The following is a 20,133-nucleotide window of genomic DNA, read 5'->3' as shown; positions in this document are numbered from 1 at the left end:
AGTATGTTCTCTTAATTTTGCAGGCAGGGTGGGTTTATCGATAGAGGCTATCATTCTGGCTTTCGGCCAAGGCTTTCAATACAATCCCACACAACTCATTGATAAATGTCGCTCGGCAATGGCTTGCTATTGTTAGGTATCGATATTTTTAGTTTCAAGGTTTTTACATGAATCGCTTGTCCCCCCAAGATCCTATCCAATTGACTCGCACTACTATTGAGTCATTATTCACGCCGCCAACCTTAATGCGCGCCCGTGATTATGTGATGAAGGGACGGGTCTTGAGCGCCAAAGCGAATGCCGATTTTCGTCATATTGAAGGTCGCGTCATGGGGACGGAATCCCAGCCCTATCGGCAAGATATTCGCCTCGTGAGTGTGAATCATAAGTTGATCATGAACGGCTTCTGTTCATGTCCCGCCACTGGGCATTGCAAACATATCGCTGCTGTTCTGTATAGTTTACTGAGCGATAGAACCGTTGAAGATCAACGTATTGCCCAGTGGTTACATCTGCTAGACGAAAGTGATGATCTCACAGTTTCAAATGTCGATTTACTTTATGACGATCGCGTGCTGTACGTGTTATCCAAAGATGATAACGGCGTTTTCCTTGAACTAAGAAAAGGCAAGCTGGCGAAGAAGGGCGGCTATAACAAAGGCTCGAAAATCGCGTTATCCGATGTGCAATACTATATGCCCGCTTGGATTGGCGCCGAAGACGTGCTCATCATCAATCTTATTATGTCGACCCGCCGCCACGGTGCCTCGCGTCTGTACCTCAAAGCTCAGTTAGGCGCTATGGCGCTGGAAAAAATGCTCGTCACTGAACGGTGTTTTTGGGAAGAGAGTCGTTTACCGCTTACCCGAGGTGAAGCGCTCAAGCCAGAATTCATTTGGCTGGATAAGGATGCCGAACATAAGCAGATGCAGTTAACGTTGCCCAATAAAGAAAATTGGGAGCTGATCCCCTGTGAGCCGCCGACTTATATCGATTTAGATTATTTTAAAATAGGCGCATTAGAGACAGAGATCAGCGTTGAAAAACTCTTGTTACTTAGCCAGATGCCGCCAGTGCCTAGCTCGCAAATTGAAATGGTGAGCCATAAACTGATTAAGCATTTTTCGGCAAAAACCGTACCTACGCCCGCTTCGATTGATTTTGTCGAGCTGCAAGTGCCGCTGCAAGTCAGGTTGACCTTAACCTCGCAGGATTTACCTGAGTTTGCTATGGCGCAGCCATTGGTGCTGCTGGAGTTTGTCTATCAAGACGTGGTACTTGGCGGCCAATATCCTGACGAGCCCTTGTCCTTAGTTACCCATCAAAGCAAAACCTATCAAGTCGCGCGTCAACTCGATGCGGAAATGGATGCGATTAATCGTTTGATGGCATTGGAACTGGTGGAGCTGGCGCCATCTTTTATCCCTAACAGTGGCAGCTATGTCAGTATTTGGGGGTTAGGGCCACTGCCAGAAACCATCGATGCTTGGTTGCACTTTATCCAACAGGAAATCCCAGCGCTAGAGGCCTTGGGCTACCAAGTGCATTTTGCCGACCATTTCAGTTTGAATGTGATTGAAACTCCATTGGCGATTGAACTGGATGATACGCAAGAGGGTTGGTTCTCCCTGTCACTGAATGCCGATATCGATGGCCAAATGGTGCCTATGCTGCCCTTAATTGCCACTTGGCTCAAGCAGTATGGTGAACCGGCAGACGATGCAGAATTATTGCTACCCAGCCCGAATGGCGATTGGTTAAAAGTTAAAGCTAGCGTGATTAAGCCGCTGATCAGCATAATTTTAGAACTGTTCGACAGCCATAAAGGCAATAGCGTGTCTTTGCCTAAATACCGTGCCCACCTATTAAATGATTTTGCCGACAGCGATATTCGTCTGCTTAATGGCGAACGGGTACGCAGTTTAGCAACTAAGCTTGAAAATTTTAACGGTGTGTTAGAGGTTGCAGTCCCCGACAACTTACATGCTGAGTTACGCCAGTATCAACAGCAAGGCTTAAATTGGCTCTGTTTTTTAAAGGAATATCAGCTTGGCGGTATTTTGGCCGATGATATGGGTCTAGGTAAAACCATTCAAACCTTGGCCTTTTTACTCAAGCAGCAAGCACTAAAACCCGTAGGGGCTAACCATGCTCCAAGCCTCATTATTTGCCCAACGAGTTTAGTGGGTAATTGGGCAAAGGAAGCCGCGAAATTTGCACCTTCGTTAAAGCTTGTCGTGATTCATGGCGCCTTGCGTAAGCCTTTGCTCGAACGCTTAGGTGAGTTTGATATTGTGGTGACGACCTATCCGCTGATTGTGCGCGACAGTGACTATTACCAACAGCAGGTGTTTGAACATATCGTGCTCGATGAAGCGCAGCAGATTAAAAATGCGCAGGCGAAAGTGACTCAAGTGATTAAAGAGCTTAAAGCGCCGTTTAGATTGTGTTTGTCGGGTACGCCGCTTGAAAATCACTTAGGCGAACTTAAGTCTTTGATGGATTTTAGTTTGCCCGGATTACTCGGCACGAATGCCTTCTTTAATAAATCCTTTAGGCACAAAATTGAACGTTATGGTGATATGGAACAAGCGCAAATCTTGAGTCAACGGATTGCGCCTTTTGTGCTGCGCCGAACCAAAGATGAAGTGGTCGGTGAATTACCCCCTAAAACCGAAATCTCCCAGAGCTTAGAGTTAGAAAAAGATCAGCGTAATCTCTACGAGAGTATTCGATTGGTGATGGAGAAAAAACTGCGGGATTTATTTGCCACTCAAGGCGTTGGCAGCAGTCATATCGAGTTTCTCGATGCCTTACTTAAGCTACGCCAAGCCTGCTGCGATCCGCGCTTAGTAAAGTTAGAGCAAGCGCAGAAAGTGAAGAGTAATGCTAAGTTAGACTGGCTAAAACAGAACTTGCCCGAGATGGTGCAAGAGGGGCGTAAGATATTGATCTTCAGCCAGTTCACTAGCATGCTTAGCCTGATTGAAGCTGAGCTGGTGGACTTGGGGCTCGATTACAGTAAGCTCACAGGGCAAACTCGCCTGCGCCAAGCCCAGATAGATAAGTTCCAAGAAGGTGATACGCCTGTGTTCTTAATTAGCTTAAAAGCGGGCGGTACTGGGCTCAATCTCACCGCGGCCGATACCGTTATCCATTATGATCCTTGGTGGAATCCAGCGGCGGAAAAACAGGCTACGGACAGAGCCCATCGTATCGGCCAAGATAAGCCCGTGTTTGTGTATAAGCTGATTGCCGAAGGCACTGTAGAAGAAAAAATCCAAGAAATGCAGCAGCATAAGCAAAGCCTAGCGGACAGTATTCTCGAAGGTAAAGGTAAGGGCACATGGCAAGGAAGCGCCGATGAATTGTTATCGCTTTTTAGCTAATAGTGACCAGTTTAAAATTGATTGAATCATTTGACTGAGGTGAACCATGCAGTACCAAGTCGACACTCATACCCATACTGTGGCTTCAAGCCATGCTTATAGCACGATTCATGACTATATTGCCGTCGCAAAACAAAAGGGTATCCGCCTATTTGCGAATACAGATCATGGGCCTGCGATGGCCGATGCACCGCATTTTTGGCACTTTGTGAATTTAAGAGTGCTGCCTCGTATGGTCGATGGCGTAGGGATTTTGCGCGGTATCGAAGCCAACATTAAAAATATCGACGGCGAGATTGATTTCTTTGGCGATTATCTAAAGCAGCTCGATATTGTGCTTGCGGGATTTCATGAGCCGGTTTATCCGCCATCGGATAAGGCAACCCACACAGAGGCTATGATTAATGCGATTAAGAGTGGCAAGGTCGACATCATTACCCATCCGGGAAACCCAGCCTATCCGATTGATATTGAAGCCGTTGCCCGCGCCGCTGCCGAATACGGTGTAGCGCTCGAAATTAACAATTCCTCCTTTGAAGTGTCCCGTAAGGGCAGCGAAGCCAATTGCACTGCGATTGCTAAAGCGGCCAAGGAATTTGGCACTATTTTAGTTATGGGCTCTGATTCCCATGTGGCTTTTAGTTTGGGCGGTTTTGCGCGGGCGCAAGCGATCATCGATGAAGTGGCTTATCCGCCATCACGATTACTCAATCGTAGTCCTTCTGCACTCTTAGCCTTTTTAGCTGCACGTGGTCATGAAACCGTCGCCGATTTGATCCCCTTATTTAGCGACGATGAGCCATGCTGTTGATCCGTGATGAAAATAGTGGCAATTAAAGTGACGCCACTTCAATGTGTTGAGACGAGAGCCACAGACGCTAACACTCCTCAAGTGGTAATAATCACGGGCGCGAAGAGTCAGCTCGCACAGGCCTTGCTGAGAATCGCTGCCAATATTGGCGAGCTAGCCCTAGATAGCAACGCAAACACAAGCATACCGCTGGAGCTTTATGCGTTAAGTCGCAGTCAGTTAGACATTACCGATGCCGCCAATATTGCAGCAGTGTTTGCTCAATATCGACCAAGCTGGGTGATCAATTGCGCGGCCTATAATGCGGTTGACGCTGCTGAGCATGACGCAATCGAAGCGCATCGCGTGAATGCACTTGGCCCTGAGTTACTGGCGCAGCAATGTTTGTTGTCGGGGGCGCGCTTACTGCATGTGTCGAGCGATTATGTGTTTGGTGGTCATACTGTTTGCGGTATTGCTCATGCAGCTGAACGTGCTGTTTGCGATGCTAGAGAAAGTGGCGTTGAACAACATAAAAACCCAGACTTAGCTCCAAATTCAAATCCAAATCCAAACCATTTACCAAGGCCATTTGTTGAACTCGATGCTCCCAAGCCGTTGTCTGCTTACGGTACGAGTAAGTTGCTTGGTGAGCAGAGGGTAGTGGCGGTCTTGGGTGATGGTGCAACGATTGTTCGCACCTCATGGCTTTACGGTCAAGATGGGCATAATTTTGTCAACACCATGCTGAACTTGATGCGTACCCAGCCAAGTTTGCAGGTGATAGTCGATCAAATCGGTTGCCCGACGTGGAGTGATGCACTCGCTAAGGTAATATGGCAATTAGTCGTGCAGCAGTGCTCAGGAGTATTTCATTACAGCGCTCAAGGCCAATGTAGTTGGTATGAGTTTGCCTGTGAAATCCAGCGACAAGCCCTAGCGCTCAATCTGTTAAGTCTACCTGTGGTTATCCAGCCAATTACCAGCGCTCATTATGCTAAACAAGCACTAAATCGCGGCGTGGGTTTGGCAAAAAGGCCGAGTTATAGTGTGTTGAACAGTGGTAAATTACGCTCCACTTTGGTGACCAATAACACACAGTCGATACCTGATAACGTGGAGTGGCAAGATTGGCGTCAGCAACTGAATTGCATGTTGCGGCGGTTATCTTGACGATAATGAGCGTGACTCACATTTTGCTTTAGGCTGCTTTAATCAGCGTTAAGCGTTTACGTTGTCGCAGTGATTAACGCTGTCGAAAACAATAAGCCCGCCAATAATCAGATTTAAGCGACAGATGTAGACTATCCACATGAAACCATGGGCTGTGAATACGAATGCAGCTGGACTCAAGGCTCTTCTCAGCGCCGATGGCTTGCCTTAGTATCGTAATCACTTTGTTTATCTGTGGTTTTGTACGCAGCGGTTCAAGCCGTGAGTCTTAGTCTATTTTGCTTGATGTATGATGAATTTGTTCTAAATTCCCCTTGGATGACAATGGCATAATGCCAAGATATTTAATGCATTAAGGACGTTTCAGTGACAGACAAGACGACAATAGCACAGACATTGACCAAACAAGATCTATTGCAAGTGGTCGCGATTGCCAAAACGGCGGGCGATGCCATTATGACGGTTTATGGTCAAGATGACTTTTCGGTGAGCCATAAGGGTGACGATAGCCCCGTGACAGCGGCGGATTTAGCCGCGCACCACGTGATAGTGGCGGCATTGGCGCAGCAGTTTGTCGGTATTCCTATTATGTCTGAGGAAGCGGCGGATATTGCGTGGGATGAGCGTCGTCAATGGCAAACCTATTGGTTAATTGACCCTTTAGATGGCACTAAGGAATTTATTAAGCGCAATGGTGAGTTTACCGTCAATATTGCGCTTATCCATCAAGGGGTTGCAATCGCAGGTGTGGTATATGCGCCTGTGCTCGATACCTATTATTACGGCGCTAAGCATTTAGGTGCATGGCGTCAACAAGCGGGTCAAGAAAGTCCCTTATTGGGCGCTAAAGCGCCACGCGCGATGCCGATGATTGTTGGCAGTCGCTCGCACTTGAGCCCTGGTTTAGCGCAATATTTACAACAGTTTGGCGAGCATGACATCTTAAGCGTGGGTAGCTCGCTTAAGTTTTGTATGTTGGCAGAAGGCAGTGCCGATCTGTACCCCAGACTGGGTCCTACCAGCGAATGGGATACTGCGGCGGCGCAAGCTGTGCTCGAAAGTGCAGGCGGCACAGTTGTCTGTTATGAGTCAGGTGAACCATTAACTTATAATCAAAAACCTGACGTTTTAAACCCTTATTTTATTGCCACAGCCCCAGGCTGGGTGAAATAACGACCGCCTAGCATCGATATTCGTTGATGAAAGGGCGGGCTAAACACTGGAGTAGTAATTCATGATGCGCATGGGCGTCGATTTAGGCGGAACAAAAATAGAATTAGTCGCACTGAGTGATGAAGGCAATGAGCTATTTCGCAAACGTGTGACGACGCCGCGTGACTATCAGGGCACGCTAGCTGCGGTGGCCAATCTGGTCAAGGAAGCGGAAGCGACACTCGGCGAGCAAGGCACAGTCGGTGTGGGAATTCCTGGTGTGGTATCGCCCTATTCAGGTTTAGTGAAAAACGCCAATTCAACGTGGATCAATGGTCATCCCCTTGATGTGGATTTAGGGGAATTGTTGCAGCGTGAAGTGCGGGTTGCCAATGATGCAAACTGCTTTGCGGTATCAGAGTCGGTCGATGGTGCCGCCGCTGGCGCATCTGTGGTGTTTGGTGTGATTATCGGTACTGGCTGTGGCGCTGGCGTGGCAATTAACGGCAAAGTGCACGGTGGGGGTAATGGTATTGGCGGTGAATGGGGTCATAATCCTCTGCCTTGGATGACCAAGGAAGAGTTTAATACCACCCGTTGCTTCTGTGGCAATCCCGATTGTATCGAGACCTTTATCTCTGGCACTGGCTTTGTGCGTGATTTTAATGCGGCATTGACGGCGGCGGGCACAGTGCGTGCTGCTGCAAAATCAGGTGCCGATATTATGTTGTTAGTCGATGAGGGGGATGCGATTGCGGTCGCTGCGTTTGATCGTTATATGGATAGGCTCGCTCGTTCACTCGCCCATGTGATCAATATGCTCGATCCCGATGCTATAGTGCTGGGCGGCGGTATGTCGAATGTCGCGGCGATTTACCCAAGATTACCGGCATTGCTGGCCCATTATGTGGTGGGGCGTGAGTGCCATACGCCTGTGGTGCAGAATCTTTATGGTTGTTCATCGGGTGTGCGCGGCGCCGCTTGGTTATGGGAAAAGTAATCTTTGCTTGGATATCTGTACTTATCTAGTGAGCTTATTCAGCTTTGAAATCAATGCTTAATGGCCTATACGTTTTATAAACATTAGCCCAGCAAAACGCTGGGCTAATGTTATCTGCTATGCGTTTAGCCGTATTTTGATGCTATGATTGCGCTCTTTTGGGTTGCTTGGCATGGACATCATGTTTTGGGTTAAGAAAGTTGTTTCACAGGGGATAATGCCGATTCCCTTTATCCTATTGTTATTACTCATTTCTATTCTGGTATGGCGCCGTCGGAGCATGGCGAAATACTTAGTATCGTGCGCCTTCTTTGTCTTACTCTTTTTAAGCAGTCAGCTGGGTGTGAATACCTTAGTGCGCCCATTAGAATCAGCTTACCCCATTAATTCTACGCCCATCGCTGGCGCCTGTTTTGTGATGGTATTAGGTTCGGCGCACTCGGATATTCAAGGTGCGACTGCGGTGCAATCCTTGTCTGCAGTAGCGCTTGCAAGGCTTAGTGAAGGTGTCAGACAACTTAATTTAGGCCAAGAATGTAAGTTGATTTTCAGCGGTTGGGGCGGTGAACTCACTCAATTTTCCCATGCTGAAATGATGGCGAATGCCGCAGTTGAACTGGGCGTCGATAAACGTCGGATCATTCAATTTCCTTTAGCGCGAGATACGATAGAAGAAGCGCAATATTTACAGTGGGAATTAGGCGAAGAACCTTTTCGCTTAGTCACATCGGCCACTCATATGCCACGGGCGATGGCTATCTTCACCGCTAAAGGTTTACATCCTGAAGCCGCACCAACGGATTTTATTGGGAGAGATGATTTTTGGTGGCGTTTGACGGCGGATAATCTAGTGGCCTCTCAGCGGGCGATTCACGAATACATTGGCCGTTTGTGGTTATGGTTAAAGACCGTAAGTTAAAAATGGCAAGTTAAGGGTGTGGTTTCCGAATTTAATCTAAAGATAGTGAGTGTTAACAGGAAGATGAACAATGACAATTGAGTCAGAAATAATGTCTGTGCGTCCTTTATCAAAACGAAATGGGTTAACCTTAACTTGGCTGGGCGGCTTAAGTTTGCTGCTGGGTTTGGGGCTTTTTCTGACGTGGCCGGCCTTGTTTGCCGTGGGGTTGATGTTTTTTAGCTTGGGCGCTATTTCACTCATTCTCGGTTTAGCCAAGGTGTATGAGCCGGAAACGACCCTAGCATTAGATGACAAGGGGCTGACCTATTTTCATCGCCGCGGCAAAGTGTCTATCGGTTGGGATAATATTCAAAGGGTCGATATCCCGCGGGTGACCAATGGATTAGATACCATAGAGTTATCTTATTTAGGTATTAAACTAAAACACTTAAATCCTATTTTGGACAATATCTCCCTGCGCTTAGCCACCGGCTTATTAACAGAGCAGCGGCCTTTATTGGTGACTGCAGCCTCGCAAGATGAAGACTTAGCGACTTTAGAAACTTATCTCGGCGCAGAGTTTGGTCCTTTGGTGATAGAAGGGGATCGTTATCGCGGTGTATTGGCGATGTTTGGGCATCGCTGCGTGATGTTAGATACGCGTTTAGGTTATCACTTGTATATTCCCCACGACAGTTTGGACAGAGAAGCTAAGGACTTTATCAAGCTGCTTAGGCAACGTATTGCACAAGCCAGTCGCTTAGCGGATTAAGCTTTACCGCAGTTATTAATACGATTGATATTTCATTTTTACGTGAAGATAATCGGTAATAAAAAAGGGGACCCTAAGGGTCCCCAATGAGTTGCAGAGATGAAGTTTGGGTTGTGCAGGGGCAACCCAAAGGTACTAGTACTGCTGTGCTACTCTGCGTGTACCTTATCTACGCCGTAGGTTTTTCCTTCAGCATGACAGGTCGCGCAAGATTCTACTGGTAGGTTAGGATCTGTCATTGCATCCGCTTCTACTACCGCACCGTTACTTCTAAAGTGAGCGACAGCTGCCGCATCAGAGTGAGCGTGACAAGTACGGCATGATTCAGCGACTGGGCTAATGTAGTAAGCACCTACTTTGATTGAGCGTTTGCCTGAAGTTAAACCACCGTCAGTTGCAAACAGTTTGGCATTGTCTTTATGACAAGCCGCACAATCTGTTTCAACAGCTGGATAACCGAACAAACCACCTTTCGCATCGCGGAAGATACCTTCTACTACACCGAAGTTACCGCTGTGGAAACGGTGAGCAACTGTGAATAGGTCTTTGTTATTGAAGGTCACTTCAGGATTAACAACTAACTTACCATCATCGCCTTTATAGCCAGTTGCACCGTGGCCAGAAGCGCCTGTGGTGTCGTTATGGCAGTGCATACATTGGTCGAAGGTGTAAGCGCCGTGTCTTGAACCTTTTGCATAATCTAAGGTGCCATGACAAGCATTACACTTAGTTTCTGCGACTGTGATACGAGTAGGATCAGTCATACGGGCTTTAGTGACTGCGCTACCATCAGGGCTATAGAATTTCACTGCAGCTTCGTTACCGATAGGGCTAGTTGGACCAAACTCTAAGTTTGTAGTATTACAGCTAACCACTTTACCCGCTTTAGCACAGAAGTTGGCTTCTGAACCTACGTAGAGAGTGCCCACAGCTTGCGCATCTGGGATATCTTTAACGATAGTTAACACGCCACCAGCAAGTGTACCGTTTTCCAGTTTCAGGCTGATTGCTGCAGGTTTAACATCTCTCCAAGAGTATACAGTACCGTCAGTGGCCACATTACCGATCAATAGACCATTAGCGACAAACATCGCTGTTGGGTTAGTGGTCGCGTTGTAGGCTGTTAACGATGTACCATCAGCAATTGGCGCACCATTTAAGGTGACATTGGCTGTTAAGGTTAAGGTTTTCATGCCTAGAGTAGCTGATGGAACTGTTGTAGCACTGGTGAAGTCAACTTTGAACAGAGATGCATACTCTGCACGTTTACCAACACTATGTACCACCGCAGGTGACAAGTTACCTGTGCCGTGGCAAGAACTACATTGAGTATCATCTGCTTGAGCTAGGGCAAATTCAGAGTGGTTTTCACCAGTCGCAAAGTTGACTGTCATATGGCAGCCTACACAAGCTTGGGCGTAAATAGTGTTATAGCTAGGTTGGTCTGTAGTATGACAAGAAGTACATTCTTTCAGATCAGATGGGAAGCCAATTTCACTCCATTCTTTAGCGGTATTATTGCTAGTATCGAAGTTTGCTGCGTTTTCTGCGCCAGAGTGGATCCTGTGGATCATAGGTGCAAAGTCAAATATCAAACCTGCGGCTAGATCTGCATCACTTGGGATTTGATCTGGGTTATGACAGGTCACACAATTTTTAACGCCTTGGTAGTTATGGTGGGCTGAAATATTGGCGATATGGCCATCTGCTTCACCGTGACATTTTTCACAGGCTGCGCTACTGACGGTATCTTTACCTGACGATGCAAGTTCATCAGTGGCAGGGATAAAGTCAACGGGTACAGATAAAATCTTGTCAGATAAGGCTACGCCTGCACTGTCAGTGACGTTGTAAGCACGTAGAAATATTCTGTGTACTGCATTTGGATTATCATTGGGATTAATGATTGGCGCTGCGCCATCATGTGCCCAAGTTGCAGTGTAAGTGCCTGGTGTTGCTGTATCTTCGGTTAAAGTACAAGCATTTTTAGTACCGTTAAGACCATCTAAGGTACAAGTTAGCGAAGTACCTGCGGCGTTCGCCATGGCATTGTTTTGCCATTGAATAGGGGCGCCAGTACCTGAGGTATTTTCATTTGCCGTTAAAGAATAAAGCGCAACTTTATCGAGTCCTGTAAAAGGAACATCTTTGTTAGCATTTTTTCCGGTAACAGTAAATTTAACGCTGAAGCCTTCACTGCTGGTCACTTTAATGTCCGCTGGACTTAAAGTGAAAGCCAGATCAGTAATAGATTGAGCAGTCGTTGCGAAGGAGCCCGCAGGGGTTCCGGGTGTACCTGGTGTTCCGGGAGTGCCTGGTGTTCCGGGTGTACCTGGTGTGCCAGGTGCCCCATCTTGACCATCGCTTCCGTCCCCGCAGGCGGTAAGACTTAAGGTACTGACGAGAGCCAGTGCCAGTAGAGATTTATTGTAGTTTTTCATCATCGCGTCCCTTTTTCTTTCTATAAGACTGCGTGTGCAGTGCCTCTAATATAGGAGGATTCACCTACTTATAAAGTGGTATTTGCAAGTTTGTATCTGATATGTGAACGATGATTTAACAAACGTGAATGGGAATTCTAAAATTTGCATTTTGATATTTTAAATAATGAAATTCAGCTGGAAAGCTATGATGGGCATCACAATTTTTATTTTTTAACTTGGGCTTCAGTGAAGAATTCATTTTCGGTTAAGCAAAATACACGAGGCTAAGATAGCCTAAATCTCAGTGATGGAATTGACGTTTTAAGCATCAAAGCGACGGGGGAAATAAGCGGTACTGTCGTCTGAGGATTAGTCTTGTTAAGAGAGAAAATATAGATGAAATTTTGCGGTTTAAAACTTGGATATCTTACTGTCTAAACCTCGTTTAACATCGACTTATCGCAATGATGTAAACAAGGTTTAGTGAATGATATATCCACGAGCTTGGCTGAGCTTATTGTCTCGCGTTAGCGTGCGGGGTCGAGCGCGGCAAGTAAGGAACGCACGACAAGCGCGCTTTGACTCTGGCTGTATCGCCGATGAATTGCAGGCTTTTCAATGAGATAATATTGTGGCGCCATCATAGTATCGTGGAGTCGATTGAGCTCTATATCGCTTAGGCGTTCTAAGTGTAATCCGGGCATGTGTTTTACTGTGTGCATATCAATGCTGGAACAAAAAGCCACACTCTTCATGGTGAGTAAATGGGCGTACCATTCCTCCCTGTCTATGACTTTATCCACCGCTGGCAGCAAGAGGCCTTGGCGCTGGCAGAATAATTCTAAGGGGTCAATTTTGCTATTAAAGCCCTTCACTTCTTGGTACAGGAATGGATGGCGACAGATTTGCTCTAAGGTAATATCGGATTCAATCTGCCACAGAGGATGTTGTTTGGCGGCAACGATATAAACGCCATTGACTGAGCCTAGTTTGGTATAGCTTAATTCTTTATTTTCAGCACTTTCTAAGGTAATACCAAAATCCAGCGCACCTGCGTGGATTAACTCAGCGCTATTTTCTTGCCATTTATGTAAACGTATTTGTCCTAGCGCTTGGGCGACGTCCGGCGTGCTTAATTGTGGCGCTAAAAAGCTCAATAGCCCATTACAGGCGGCAATATGCAGCGGTAAATCGGCATTAATGGCTGCATTTTGTATCTGAGTTGCAGATTGTTCGAGGTGATAAACCGATTCAGTAAACTGGCAAATAGCCACATACAGGCTTTCTGCTAGGGGAGTGGGCTTTAGCCCCTGTTGACGGCGATAAAACAGTTCATCGTTAAAGGTCAGGCGTAATGCGTTGAGGCAGCGGCTAATTTTCGGTGCAGAAACATCCAGCGCTTTGGCGGCACTGTTCGCGTGCCCAGTGTCGAAAATACTTTTAAATACCAGCAAGGTAAAAACATCAAGTTCACAGATTTGTTTGAGTAATAAGTTGCTCATTTTGTATTTTGCCCTGTATGAGTCTTAACTATTCTTTGCGGGGTTATTAAGGGCATTCTGTGGCTCTGACTCTGCTCCTTGCTATTACCCGAACCGCCGCGGTTAGCCGCTAAGATTAACAGCAGTCGTGCGGATTAACTGTGATCACTCTCGGCAAAATAACAATTATTTAACCATTGTAAAGCGTGCTATTTCGCAGGCAGTTATTTGGTTTGTAAGTGAAGGGCTTTGAGTCGGGGTATTAAAAAAAGATCGAGCTAAAAATACAAGCTCGCCTAAGTGGGTGAGCTTGCGAGTGTCATTTATTCGCCGTTTTAGCGAGATTCTATAACATCGTTTTGTACGTGCGATAAGTTACGATTGTCTGTTGCAGGAGTGTGGCCTATTGCATGGGAATAAATGGTTGGCGCATCTTCTTTAATCCGCATGCCGATAAATTGGCCGCCCTCAAGAATTTGCATTGAAGTACTCGCCACTTCACCATCGACAACGCCATTACGCTGGATCACTAAACGCTCACAAATGAGTCTGCCTTTGAAGTGTCCGTCAACGATAAATTCATGGCACTTTACTTCGCCTTGAATCGTACCGCCTTGTTCTATTGTGATATTAGCCTCAGAAAGCAGTTGACCTTGGATATCACCGCCAATAAGCACATCGCCCGTTAATTCGATGTTCCCCGTGAGTTTAGTGCCTCGAGAAATAAAGCTAAAAGAGGGACTTTTTTTAGGGGGGAAGAACAGTTTTTTTACAAACATCATCATAAATCAACTTAATTCGAGAAGGGATTAACTGAGTTCAATAGAGGCGCGATACTAGCGTAAAACGGATGATAAGCACAGCTTTGTATGGGTAATGCGATGGCTTTGCTGCATTAAGTCGGTCGGGTTATTTCAATGGTCTTGCTAGGGCAGGGAGCCACACAGGCGCCGCATCCGGTACAAAGTTCAAGGTCTATTTGCGGACGTGGAGCTTGGCCAATATTGAACACAAAACTGATGGCTCTTGGTTCACAGGCATCCTTACAACTTTGGCACCAGATCCCTTGAAAGGTTAAACAGCTCTGTTGAATATGGGCTTGATACGACCAAGGTGTTTGGGCTAAATCGAAGATATGCTCAGGGCAAGCCTTAGCGCAAAGCATACAAAATGTGCACTCATTGTCTTTAAAGGAGACTTCAGGAAATCCGCCATCGCCTTTGATGATGATCTGGGTTTCACACACCTCAACACAGGCTGAACAGCGCGTGCACACATCGGTGAACTCGATATCATCACGCACCCAAGGGGGCCTCAAGGCATTATCTTTACGGCGGCGAAAGAGGTTACGACGACTGTGATTAATACTTTGAGTCATGTTGCTCCTCGAACTGTTAGTTATTCAAAGTGATGGGTGTATTCACAGTGATAAAGAAAAATGGCTTGGGATATTTCCACAAGCCATTCAATTTGTTAGCCGTTATAACCATTGGGATTAGTCGATTGCCAATGCCAGCTACTGTTGGCCATATCTGCTAGCGTATGCGTTGCTTGCCAGCCGAGATCTTCCCGTGCATGGGTTGGATTGGCGTAGCAGGCGGCAATATCCCCCGGGCGACGTGGCGCAATTTGGTAGGCAATAGGCTTACCACAGGCTTTTTCAAAGGCATGAACCATGTCTAAAACACTATATCCTTGGCCTGTGCCTAAGTTATAGGTGACCAGACCTGGTTTAGTGGCCAATTTAGCCAGCGCTTTTAAATGGCCATTGGCTAAATCCACCACATGGATATAGTCACGCACGCCAGTCCCATCATGAGTCGGATAATCATCACCAAACACACTTAAGGCGGCACGTTTACCCACGGCAACCTGCGCAATAAAGGGCATTAAGTTGTTAGGGATATCGTTAGGATCTTCGCCGATTAAGCCACTGGCATGGGCGCCGACCGGATTAAAATAACGCAGACGAGCGATATTCCAGCTTGGATCGGCATTGTGTACATCTGCCAGTATATGTTCAACCATCAACTTAGACTGACCATAGGGATTGGTCGCTCCAGTGGGAAAGTCTTCGGTGATAGGCAAACTGGCTGGATCGCCATATACAGTGGCCGATGAGCTGAAAACGAGATTTTTCACCTTAAACTCCGCCATAACTTGGCAGAGGATCAGGGTTCCTGTGACGTTATTCTCATAATACTTAAGGGGATTCGCGACAGATTCACCCACAGCTTTTAATCCCGCAAAGTGAATAACCGAATTGATAGCATGATCGTTAAACACTTTCTGTAATAAGGCTTTATTGAGAATATCGCCTTGATAGAAAATGACCGATTTACCAGTGATCCGCTCGACTCGATTTAAGGCCTCTATGCTCGAATTAGACAAGTTGTCTAACACAATCACGTCATTGCCAGCATTGAGCAGTTCTACTACTGTGTGAGTGCCAATATAGCCAGCACCACCGGTCACTAAAATCGTCATTACTTCATCCCTTTTACAACGGTTTTTAAATATTGCGCAAAATCTTCACCGATTTCGCTGTGGCGCAGGGCGTATTCAACGTTCGCGCGCATATAACCTTGTTTGTTACCACAGTCGTGGCTCTTACCTTCCATATAATAAGCGTTCACGGTTTCTTGTTTCATTAACATAGCAATTGCATCCGTTAATTGAATTTCATCGCCCGCGCCCGCAGGTGTTTTAGCCAGTAGTGGCCAAATGCTGGCAGGTAACACATAACGGCCTACAACGGCTAAGTTAGATGGCGCTTCATCCACGGCTGGTTTCTCAACCAATTCAACTAATGGCTCAGATTCACCAGGTTGTAAATCATGGCCATTCACATCAGCAATACCGTACTGATTGACGACGTTGTGCGGCACGCCTTCAACCATGATTTGACCCACTTGGGTTTCATCAAACAGGGCAACCATAGCGGCTAAGTTATCGCGACGCAGATCACAGCTGGCTTCATCGATGATCACATCCGGCAGCAATACTGCAAATGGTGCATCGCCGACGACAGATTTCGCACACAAAATTGCGTGGCCTAACCCTTTCGCCTGAGATTGACGCACGCTGATGATAGTGACGTCTTTAGGGCAAATAGATTGTACGGCTTCGAGTAACTGACGTTTAACGCGGCGCTCGAGTTGGGCTTCTAATTCGAAACTGGTATCGAAGTGGTTTTCGATAGAGTTTTTACTGGCGTGGGTCACTAGGACAATTTCTTTGATCCCAGCAGCGATAGCTTCACTCACCACGTATTGGATCAATGGCTTATCGACAACCGGTAACATTTCCTTTGGAATCGCTTTGGTCGCTGGAAGCATACGAGTGCCTAAGCCTGCGACGGGAATAACGGCTTTACGAATTTGATGTTGTTTCATTGCGAACCTTTTAGGTCAAGGAGATGCGATTAATGGCCAATATTGTAAATGACCTGCACAGAAAAGCTATTTACAAACACTAAAAAATTGAGGAAATCTAAGTATTTTAACGGCAAATTCAGGCATAAGTTTTAGCAAAGGTAGCACAGTGGATCTAATCCAGCATTCATGGCGTGTACCAATAGGGTGATTTTAATGACCTTGTAATATTTGCTTTACGTTTACGTCACAGTAGCGGCACAAGAATAAAGTGTGAGGGAGTTAACAAATTTAATGCCTTAGACCACTATGGAGTCATGAGTGTTAGCCACCAAGTGAAGATTATGACGAAAGGAACAGAGTACATCGCTCACAGAGCCGATGACACTGGGTTTATCCATTACCCGCAAGAAGAGCACGATATTTGGCGTCAGCTTTACGCTCGTCAAGCCGTTAATCTCCCCGGTCGTGCCTGCAAGGAATATCTGCAAGGGCTCGATGCCTTGGGTATGCCAAAGGATCGCATTCCGCAACTTGCCGAAATTGATGCGGTATTACAAGCGACCACTGGTTGGAAAACGGCGGCGGTACCTGCGTTGATTTCCTTCGGCCGTTTCTTTGAATTACTGGCAAATAAAGAGTTTCCTGTTGCCACCTTTATTCGCCGCAAGGAGGAGTTTGATTACTTGCAAGAGCCAGATATCTTCCATGAGATTTTTGGCCACTGCCCTTTGCTCACCAATCCTTCATTTGCCAATTTCTCTCATATGTATGGCCAGTTAGGTTTACATGCCAGCAAAGAGGAAAGGGTATTTTTAGCGCGTTTGTACTGGTTTACGGTTGAGTTTGGTTTACTACAGCCTAAAGACGGCGCCTTATGCATCTATGGCGGCGGCATTTTAAGCTCTCCCGGGGAAACCTTGTATGCGATGGAAAGTGATGTGCCAGAGCGTCAACCCTTTGATTTGTTGGATGTGCTGCGCACCCCATATCGGATCGACATTATGCAACCGATTTATTATGTGATTGAGCATATTGATATGCTGGATGAAATTGCCAAGATGGACATCATGGGTTACGTCACTAAGGCCCGTCAGTTAGGTTTATTTGCTCCTAAGTTTCCGCCAAAAGCCAAGGCGAGTTAGCCTCGATTAGATTGATGAGTTGACTCGTTATTTGGCTGGCATCTAATTTAGCCATCTGATTGAGTGATGTGATTTAAGTTATTAATAGAAAATGAGTAAAGTGCAACTGAATATCCCTATCAATGTTGCCAAGAGGAGTATGTATGACAGCGTTATCGAATATGAAATGTGAAGCGTGCCAAGCCGACGCACCTAAAGTGACCGATGAAGAATTGGCCGAACTTATTCGTATGATCCCCGACTGGGGCGTGCAAGTGCGTGACGGCGTAATGCAGCTTGAGCGCGTTTACAAGTTTAAAAACTTTAAACTGGCGATGGCATTCACGAATAAGCTGGCAGATTTAGCGGAAGAAGAATTCCATCATCCAGGCATTTTCACTGAATGGGGCAAAGTGACTGTCACTTGGTGGTCACACTCTATTAAGGGTCTACATAAGAATGACTTCATCATGGCAGCCAAGACAGACCAGTTATTAGTCTAATTAATTCGCCAATTTAATCAGCATCTTAATCTATTTTTCGATGCTGATTTTTTCTTCCTGTTACAATTCAACTGTAAACTAGGCTTGCCACTTTCTGTTTAACCTTCTAACGTATATGGGCTCTGCTATTTACCCTCATCGCTGACGTTTTCGTTAAGGTAACAACTTGCCTAGCAAGCGTCATTTTTGTTGTAAAGCTTAAGGCGAAAAATAGCTCTGCACGGTTTATCCCCAAAATTCGAATCAAAAAAGGGAATATCAGTCATTATGCGCTTGGAAGTCAGCTGTCAGGATCGTGTTGGTTTAGCCAAAGATATCTTAGTCGTGTTAGAGCGTTATGGTATTAATTTAATTGCCATTGATGCCAGTAACCAAGGATTCCTGTACTTACAATTTGCCGAAATCAGTTTTGAAACCTTAAGTGCCTTGATGCCGCAGATCCGCAAAGTGGAAAGTGTCCACGATGTGCGTACGGTTTCGTTTATGCCCTCAGAGCAAGAACATTACGCCCTTAAAACCCTGCTCAAAACCTTACCCGATTCCGTTTTCTCCATCGATGCTAAAGCGCGTATCCGTATCGTTAACGAGTCCGCCTTGCTCAATATCGGCATGGGTGAGCACGAAGTGCTCGAAGAGTCGCTCAATCATTGGGTGCAAGGTTTTAATTTCAGCCGATGGTTGAGTGAAAGCCAAGTCTTACCGCAAGCGGCGAGGGTACAAATTGGTCCAAACGAATATCTAGCCGAAATGCTGCCGATTTACCTGCCCGATGAGGATGAAAAAACCATCTTAGTTGGCGCTGTTGTGTCGCTAAAATCCCCCGCGCGGGTTGGAAAACAATTTAACGCGCTGCAGAATCAAACCACTGGCTTTGAAAATGTATTAGCCAGCAGTGACAAAATGAAGGAAGTGCTTAAGCAAGCGCGGCGGATGGCCCAGCTCGATGCGCCTTTATTGATCACAGGTGAAACGGGTACTGGCAAAGAATTAATGGCTAGAGCCAGCCACGATGCCAGCATGCGCCGCGAGAAACCCTTTATCGCCATTAACTGCGCCGCTCTGCCCGACAGCGCTGCCGAAGAAGAACTATTCGGTTATGTCAGTCAGGGCAAAGTCGTTAAACGGGGTTTCTTTGAAGAAGCCAAGGGCGGCACAGTATTTCTCGATGAAGTGGCTGAGATGTCCAAGGCCGCTCAAGTTAAGCTGCTTCGTCTATTGCAAGATGGCACCTTTAGACGTATTGGCGGCGATGAAGAAGTCCGTGCCGATGTGCGGATCATCTGCTCAACCCAGAAAAATTTAGCCGAACTGTGCCAAACCGGTGAGTTTAGGGAAGATTTGTACTATCGGATCCATGTGCTGAGTTATCACATACCGTCACTGCGCGAGCGTAAAGTCGATATCATTCCACTGACGGAAATGTTCCTCGAACATTATAGCCAACAGTTGTCTAGCCCAGTGCGGCGGATTTCGGCCCAGTGCCGTGATCATTTGCTCACCTACGCTTGGCCAGGTAACGTACGCCAATTAAAGAACGCAGTATTTAGAGCTGTGTCTATGTGGGATGGTTCGGCCGAGTTGACGGTAGAACAATTAAAACTGCCGTCCTACGCCGAAGGTTTTGGTTACTTTGACAATGAGTTTGAAGGCAATCTCGACGATGCGATGAAGCAGTTTGAGGCGAGTCTGTTGCGCCGATTATATCCTGCCTATCCGAGCACTCGGCAGTTAGCGAAAAAGCTCGGGGTGTCGCACACCGCTATTGCCAATAAGCTGCGTGAGTACAAGATAGCCAAGCGTCGTTAAGCCGTGTCTTGCTAGGTTGACGCGATAGATGTAACAGTATCGTTCCACTTAGTTGCCGACTTTTCAGGCATATTGCTTACCGAGATATTGATAAGCGGCAACTAGGTTATAAACGTAATGATTAGTTTACGAAATGTGAAATAATTGACCCAAATGTGATTTGGGTCACGCTATAGGAATCTGCGTCAGCTTCGGGTATTTCTACGCGCAACAAATACGTTAAAGCAAGCAAAAGGGCGTGCCTC

The 20,133-nt window shown here is 46.4% G+C and carries 16 protein-coding genes; 10 read left to right on the top strand and 6 right to left on the bottom strand.

All coding sequences use genetic code 11. From position 1 onward, the window contains the following. Positions 1-167: 167 nt before the first annotated feature. The 7 genes from DYH48_RS13850 (at position 168) to DYH48_RS13820 (ending at position 9,177) form a co-directional block, all read left to right on the top strand. Positions 168-3,389, top strand: a complete 3,222-nt coding sequence (locus tag DYH48_RS13850) for a DEAD/DEAH box helicase (RefSeq protein WP_115335124.1) — start codon at positions 168-170, stop codon at positions 3,387-3,389. Positions 3,390-3,435: 46 nt separating this feature from the next. Further along, positions 3,436-4,200, top strand: a complete 765-nt coding sequence (locus tag DYH48_RS13845) for a phosphatase (RefSeq protein WP_006085262.1) — start codon at positions 3,436-3,438, stop codon at positions 4,198-4,200. A 6-nt stretch (positions 4,201-4,206) separates the two neighbouring features. After that, positions 4,207-5,352 (top strand): SDR family oxidoreductase, encoded by a 1,146-nt coding sequence (locus tag DYH48_RS13840; protein ID WP_115335123.1) that lies wholly within the window; start codon positions 4,207-4,209, stop codon positions 5,350-5,352. A 366-nt stretch (positions 5,353-5,718) separates the two neighbouring features. Then, positions 5,719-6,525: a 3'(2'),5'-bisphosphate nucleotidase CysQ gene (gene cysQ, locus DYH48_RS13835; protein ID WP_115335122.1), complete on the top strand. Its 807-nt coding sequence runs from the start codon at positions 5,719-5,721 to the stop codon at positions 6,523-6,525. 61 nt (positions 6,526-6,586) lie between these two features. Continuing rightward, positions 6,587-7,504 carry a fructokinase gene (gene mak / locus DYH48_RS13830; RefSeq protein WP_115335121.1) on the top strand — a complete coding sequence of 306 codons (918 nt, stop codon included), beginning with the start codon at positions 6,587-6,589 and terminating at the stop codon, positions 7,502-7,504. A gap of 217 nt (positions 7,505-7,721) precedes the next feature. Beyond that, on the top strand, positions 7,722-8,423 hold the full coding sequence (locus DYH48_RS13825; protein WP_115336138.1) for a YdcF family protein: 702 nt from the start codon (positions 7,722-7,724) through the stop codon (positions 8,421-8,423). A 70-nt stretch (positions 8,424-8,493) separates the two neighbouring features. Next, positions 8,494-9,177 (top strand): DUF2982 domain-containing protein, encoded by a 684-nt coding sequence (locus tag DYH48_RS13820; protein ID WP_011846369.1) that lies wholly within the window; start codon positions 8,494-8,496, stop codon positions 9,175-9,177. A 149-nt stretch (positions 9,178-9,326) separates the two neighbouring features. Here DYH48_RS13820 and DYH48_RS13815 read toward each other — a convergent pair whose 3' ends face one another. The 6 genes from DYH48_RS13815 to galU form a co-directional block, all read right to left on the bottom strand. Then, the gene (locus tag DYH48_RS13815; protein ID WP_115335120.1) at positions 9,327-11,621 is read right to left on the bottom strand and encodes an OmcA/MtrC family decaheme c-type cytochrome; all 2,295 of its coding nucleotides are present in this window, start codon (positions 11,619-11,621) and stop codon (positions 9,327-9,329) included. Between the two features lie 506 nt (positions 11,622-12,127). Then, positions 12,128-13,102, bottom strand: a complete 975-nt coding sequence (locus tag DYH48_RS13810; protein WP_115335119.1) for a LysR family transcriptional regulator — start codon at positions 13,100-13,102, stop codon at positions 12,128-12,130. Between the two features lie 314 nt (positions 13,103-13,416). After that, the gene (locus tag DYH48_RS13805; protein ID WP_006085267.1) at positions 13,417-13,866 is read right to left on the bottom strand and encodes a bactofilin family protein; all 450 of its coding nucleotides are present in this window, start codon (positions 13,864-13,866) and stop codon (positions 13,417-13,419) included. A gap of 110 nt (positions 13,867-13,976) precedes the next feature. Then, positions 13,977-14,459, bottom strand: coding sequence for a ferredoxin-type protein NapF (gene napF / locus DYH48_RS13800; protein WP_115335118.1), 483 nt, complete (start codon positions 14,457-14,459; stop codon positions 13,977-13,979). A gap of 95 nt (positions 14,460-14,554) precedes the next feature. Further along, positions 14,555-15,568 carry a UDP-glucose 4-epimerase GalE gene (gene galE, locus DYH48_RS13795; RefSeq protein WP_115335116.1) on the bottom strand — a complete coding sequence of 338 codons (1,014 nt, stop codon included), beginning with the start codon at positions 15,566-15,568 and terminating at the stop codon, positions 14,555-14,557. Then, entirely contained in the window at positions 15,568-16,476 is a 909-nt protein-coding gene (gene galU / locus DYH48_RS13790; RefSeq protein ID WP_012196842.1) for a UTP--glucose-1-phosphate uridylyltransferase GalU, read from the bottom strand. Before galU ends, galE begins: the two co-directional genes overlap by 1 nt. Before the next feature lie 323 nt (positions 16,477-16,799). On the opposite strand from galU, the gene phhA reads away from it, so the two are divergent. The 3 genes from phhA (at position 16,800) to tyrR (ending at position 19,888) form a co-directional block, all read left to right on the top strand. After that, the gene (gene phhA / locus DYH48_RS13785) at positions 16,800-17,600 is read left to right on the top strand and encodes a phenylalanine 4-monooxygenase (RefSeq protein WP_115336137.1); all 801 of its coding nucleotides are present in this window, start codon (positions 16,800-16,802) and stop codon (positions 17,598-17,600) included. Positions 17,601-17,743: 143 nt separating this feature from the next. After that, positions 17,744-18,082, top strand: coding sequence for a 4a-hydroxytetrahydrobiopterin dehydratase (locus DYH48_RS13780; protein ID WP_006081014.1), 339 nt, complete (start codon positions 17,744-17,746; stop codon positions 18,080-18,082). Positions 18,083-18,349: 267 nt separating this feature from the next. Beyond that, positions 18,350-19,888, top strand: coding sequence for a transcriptional regulator TyrR (gene tyrR / locus DYH48_RS13775; RefSeq protein WP_006085271.1), 1,539 nt, complete (start codon positions 18,350-18,352; stop codon positions 19,886-19,888). The last annotated feature ends 245 nt before the right edge of the window (positions 19,889-20,133 follow it).

The organism is Shewanella baltica, assembly GCF_900456975.1.
GTDB classification, from domain to species: domain Bacteria; phylum Pseudomonadota; class Gammaproteobacteria; order Enterobacterales; family Shewanellaceae; genus Shewanella; species Shewanella baltica.
The sequence above is the reverse complement of the archived record's forward strand: the minus strand, read 5'-3'. Positions and strand labels throughout refer to the sequence as shown.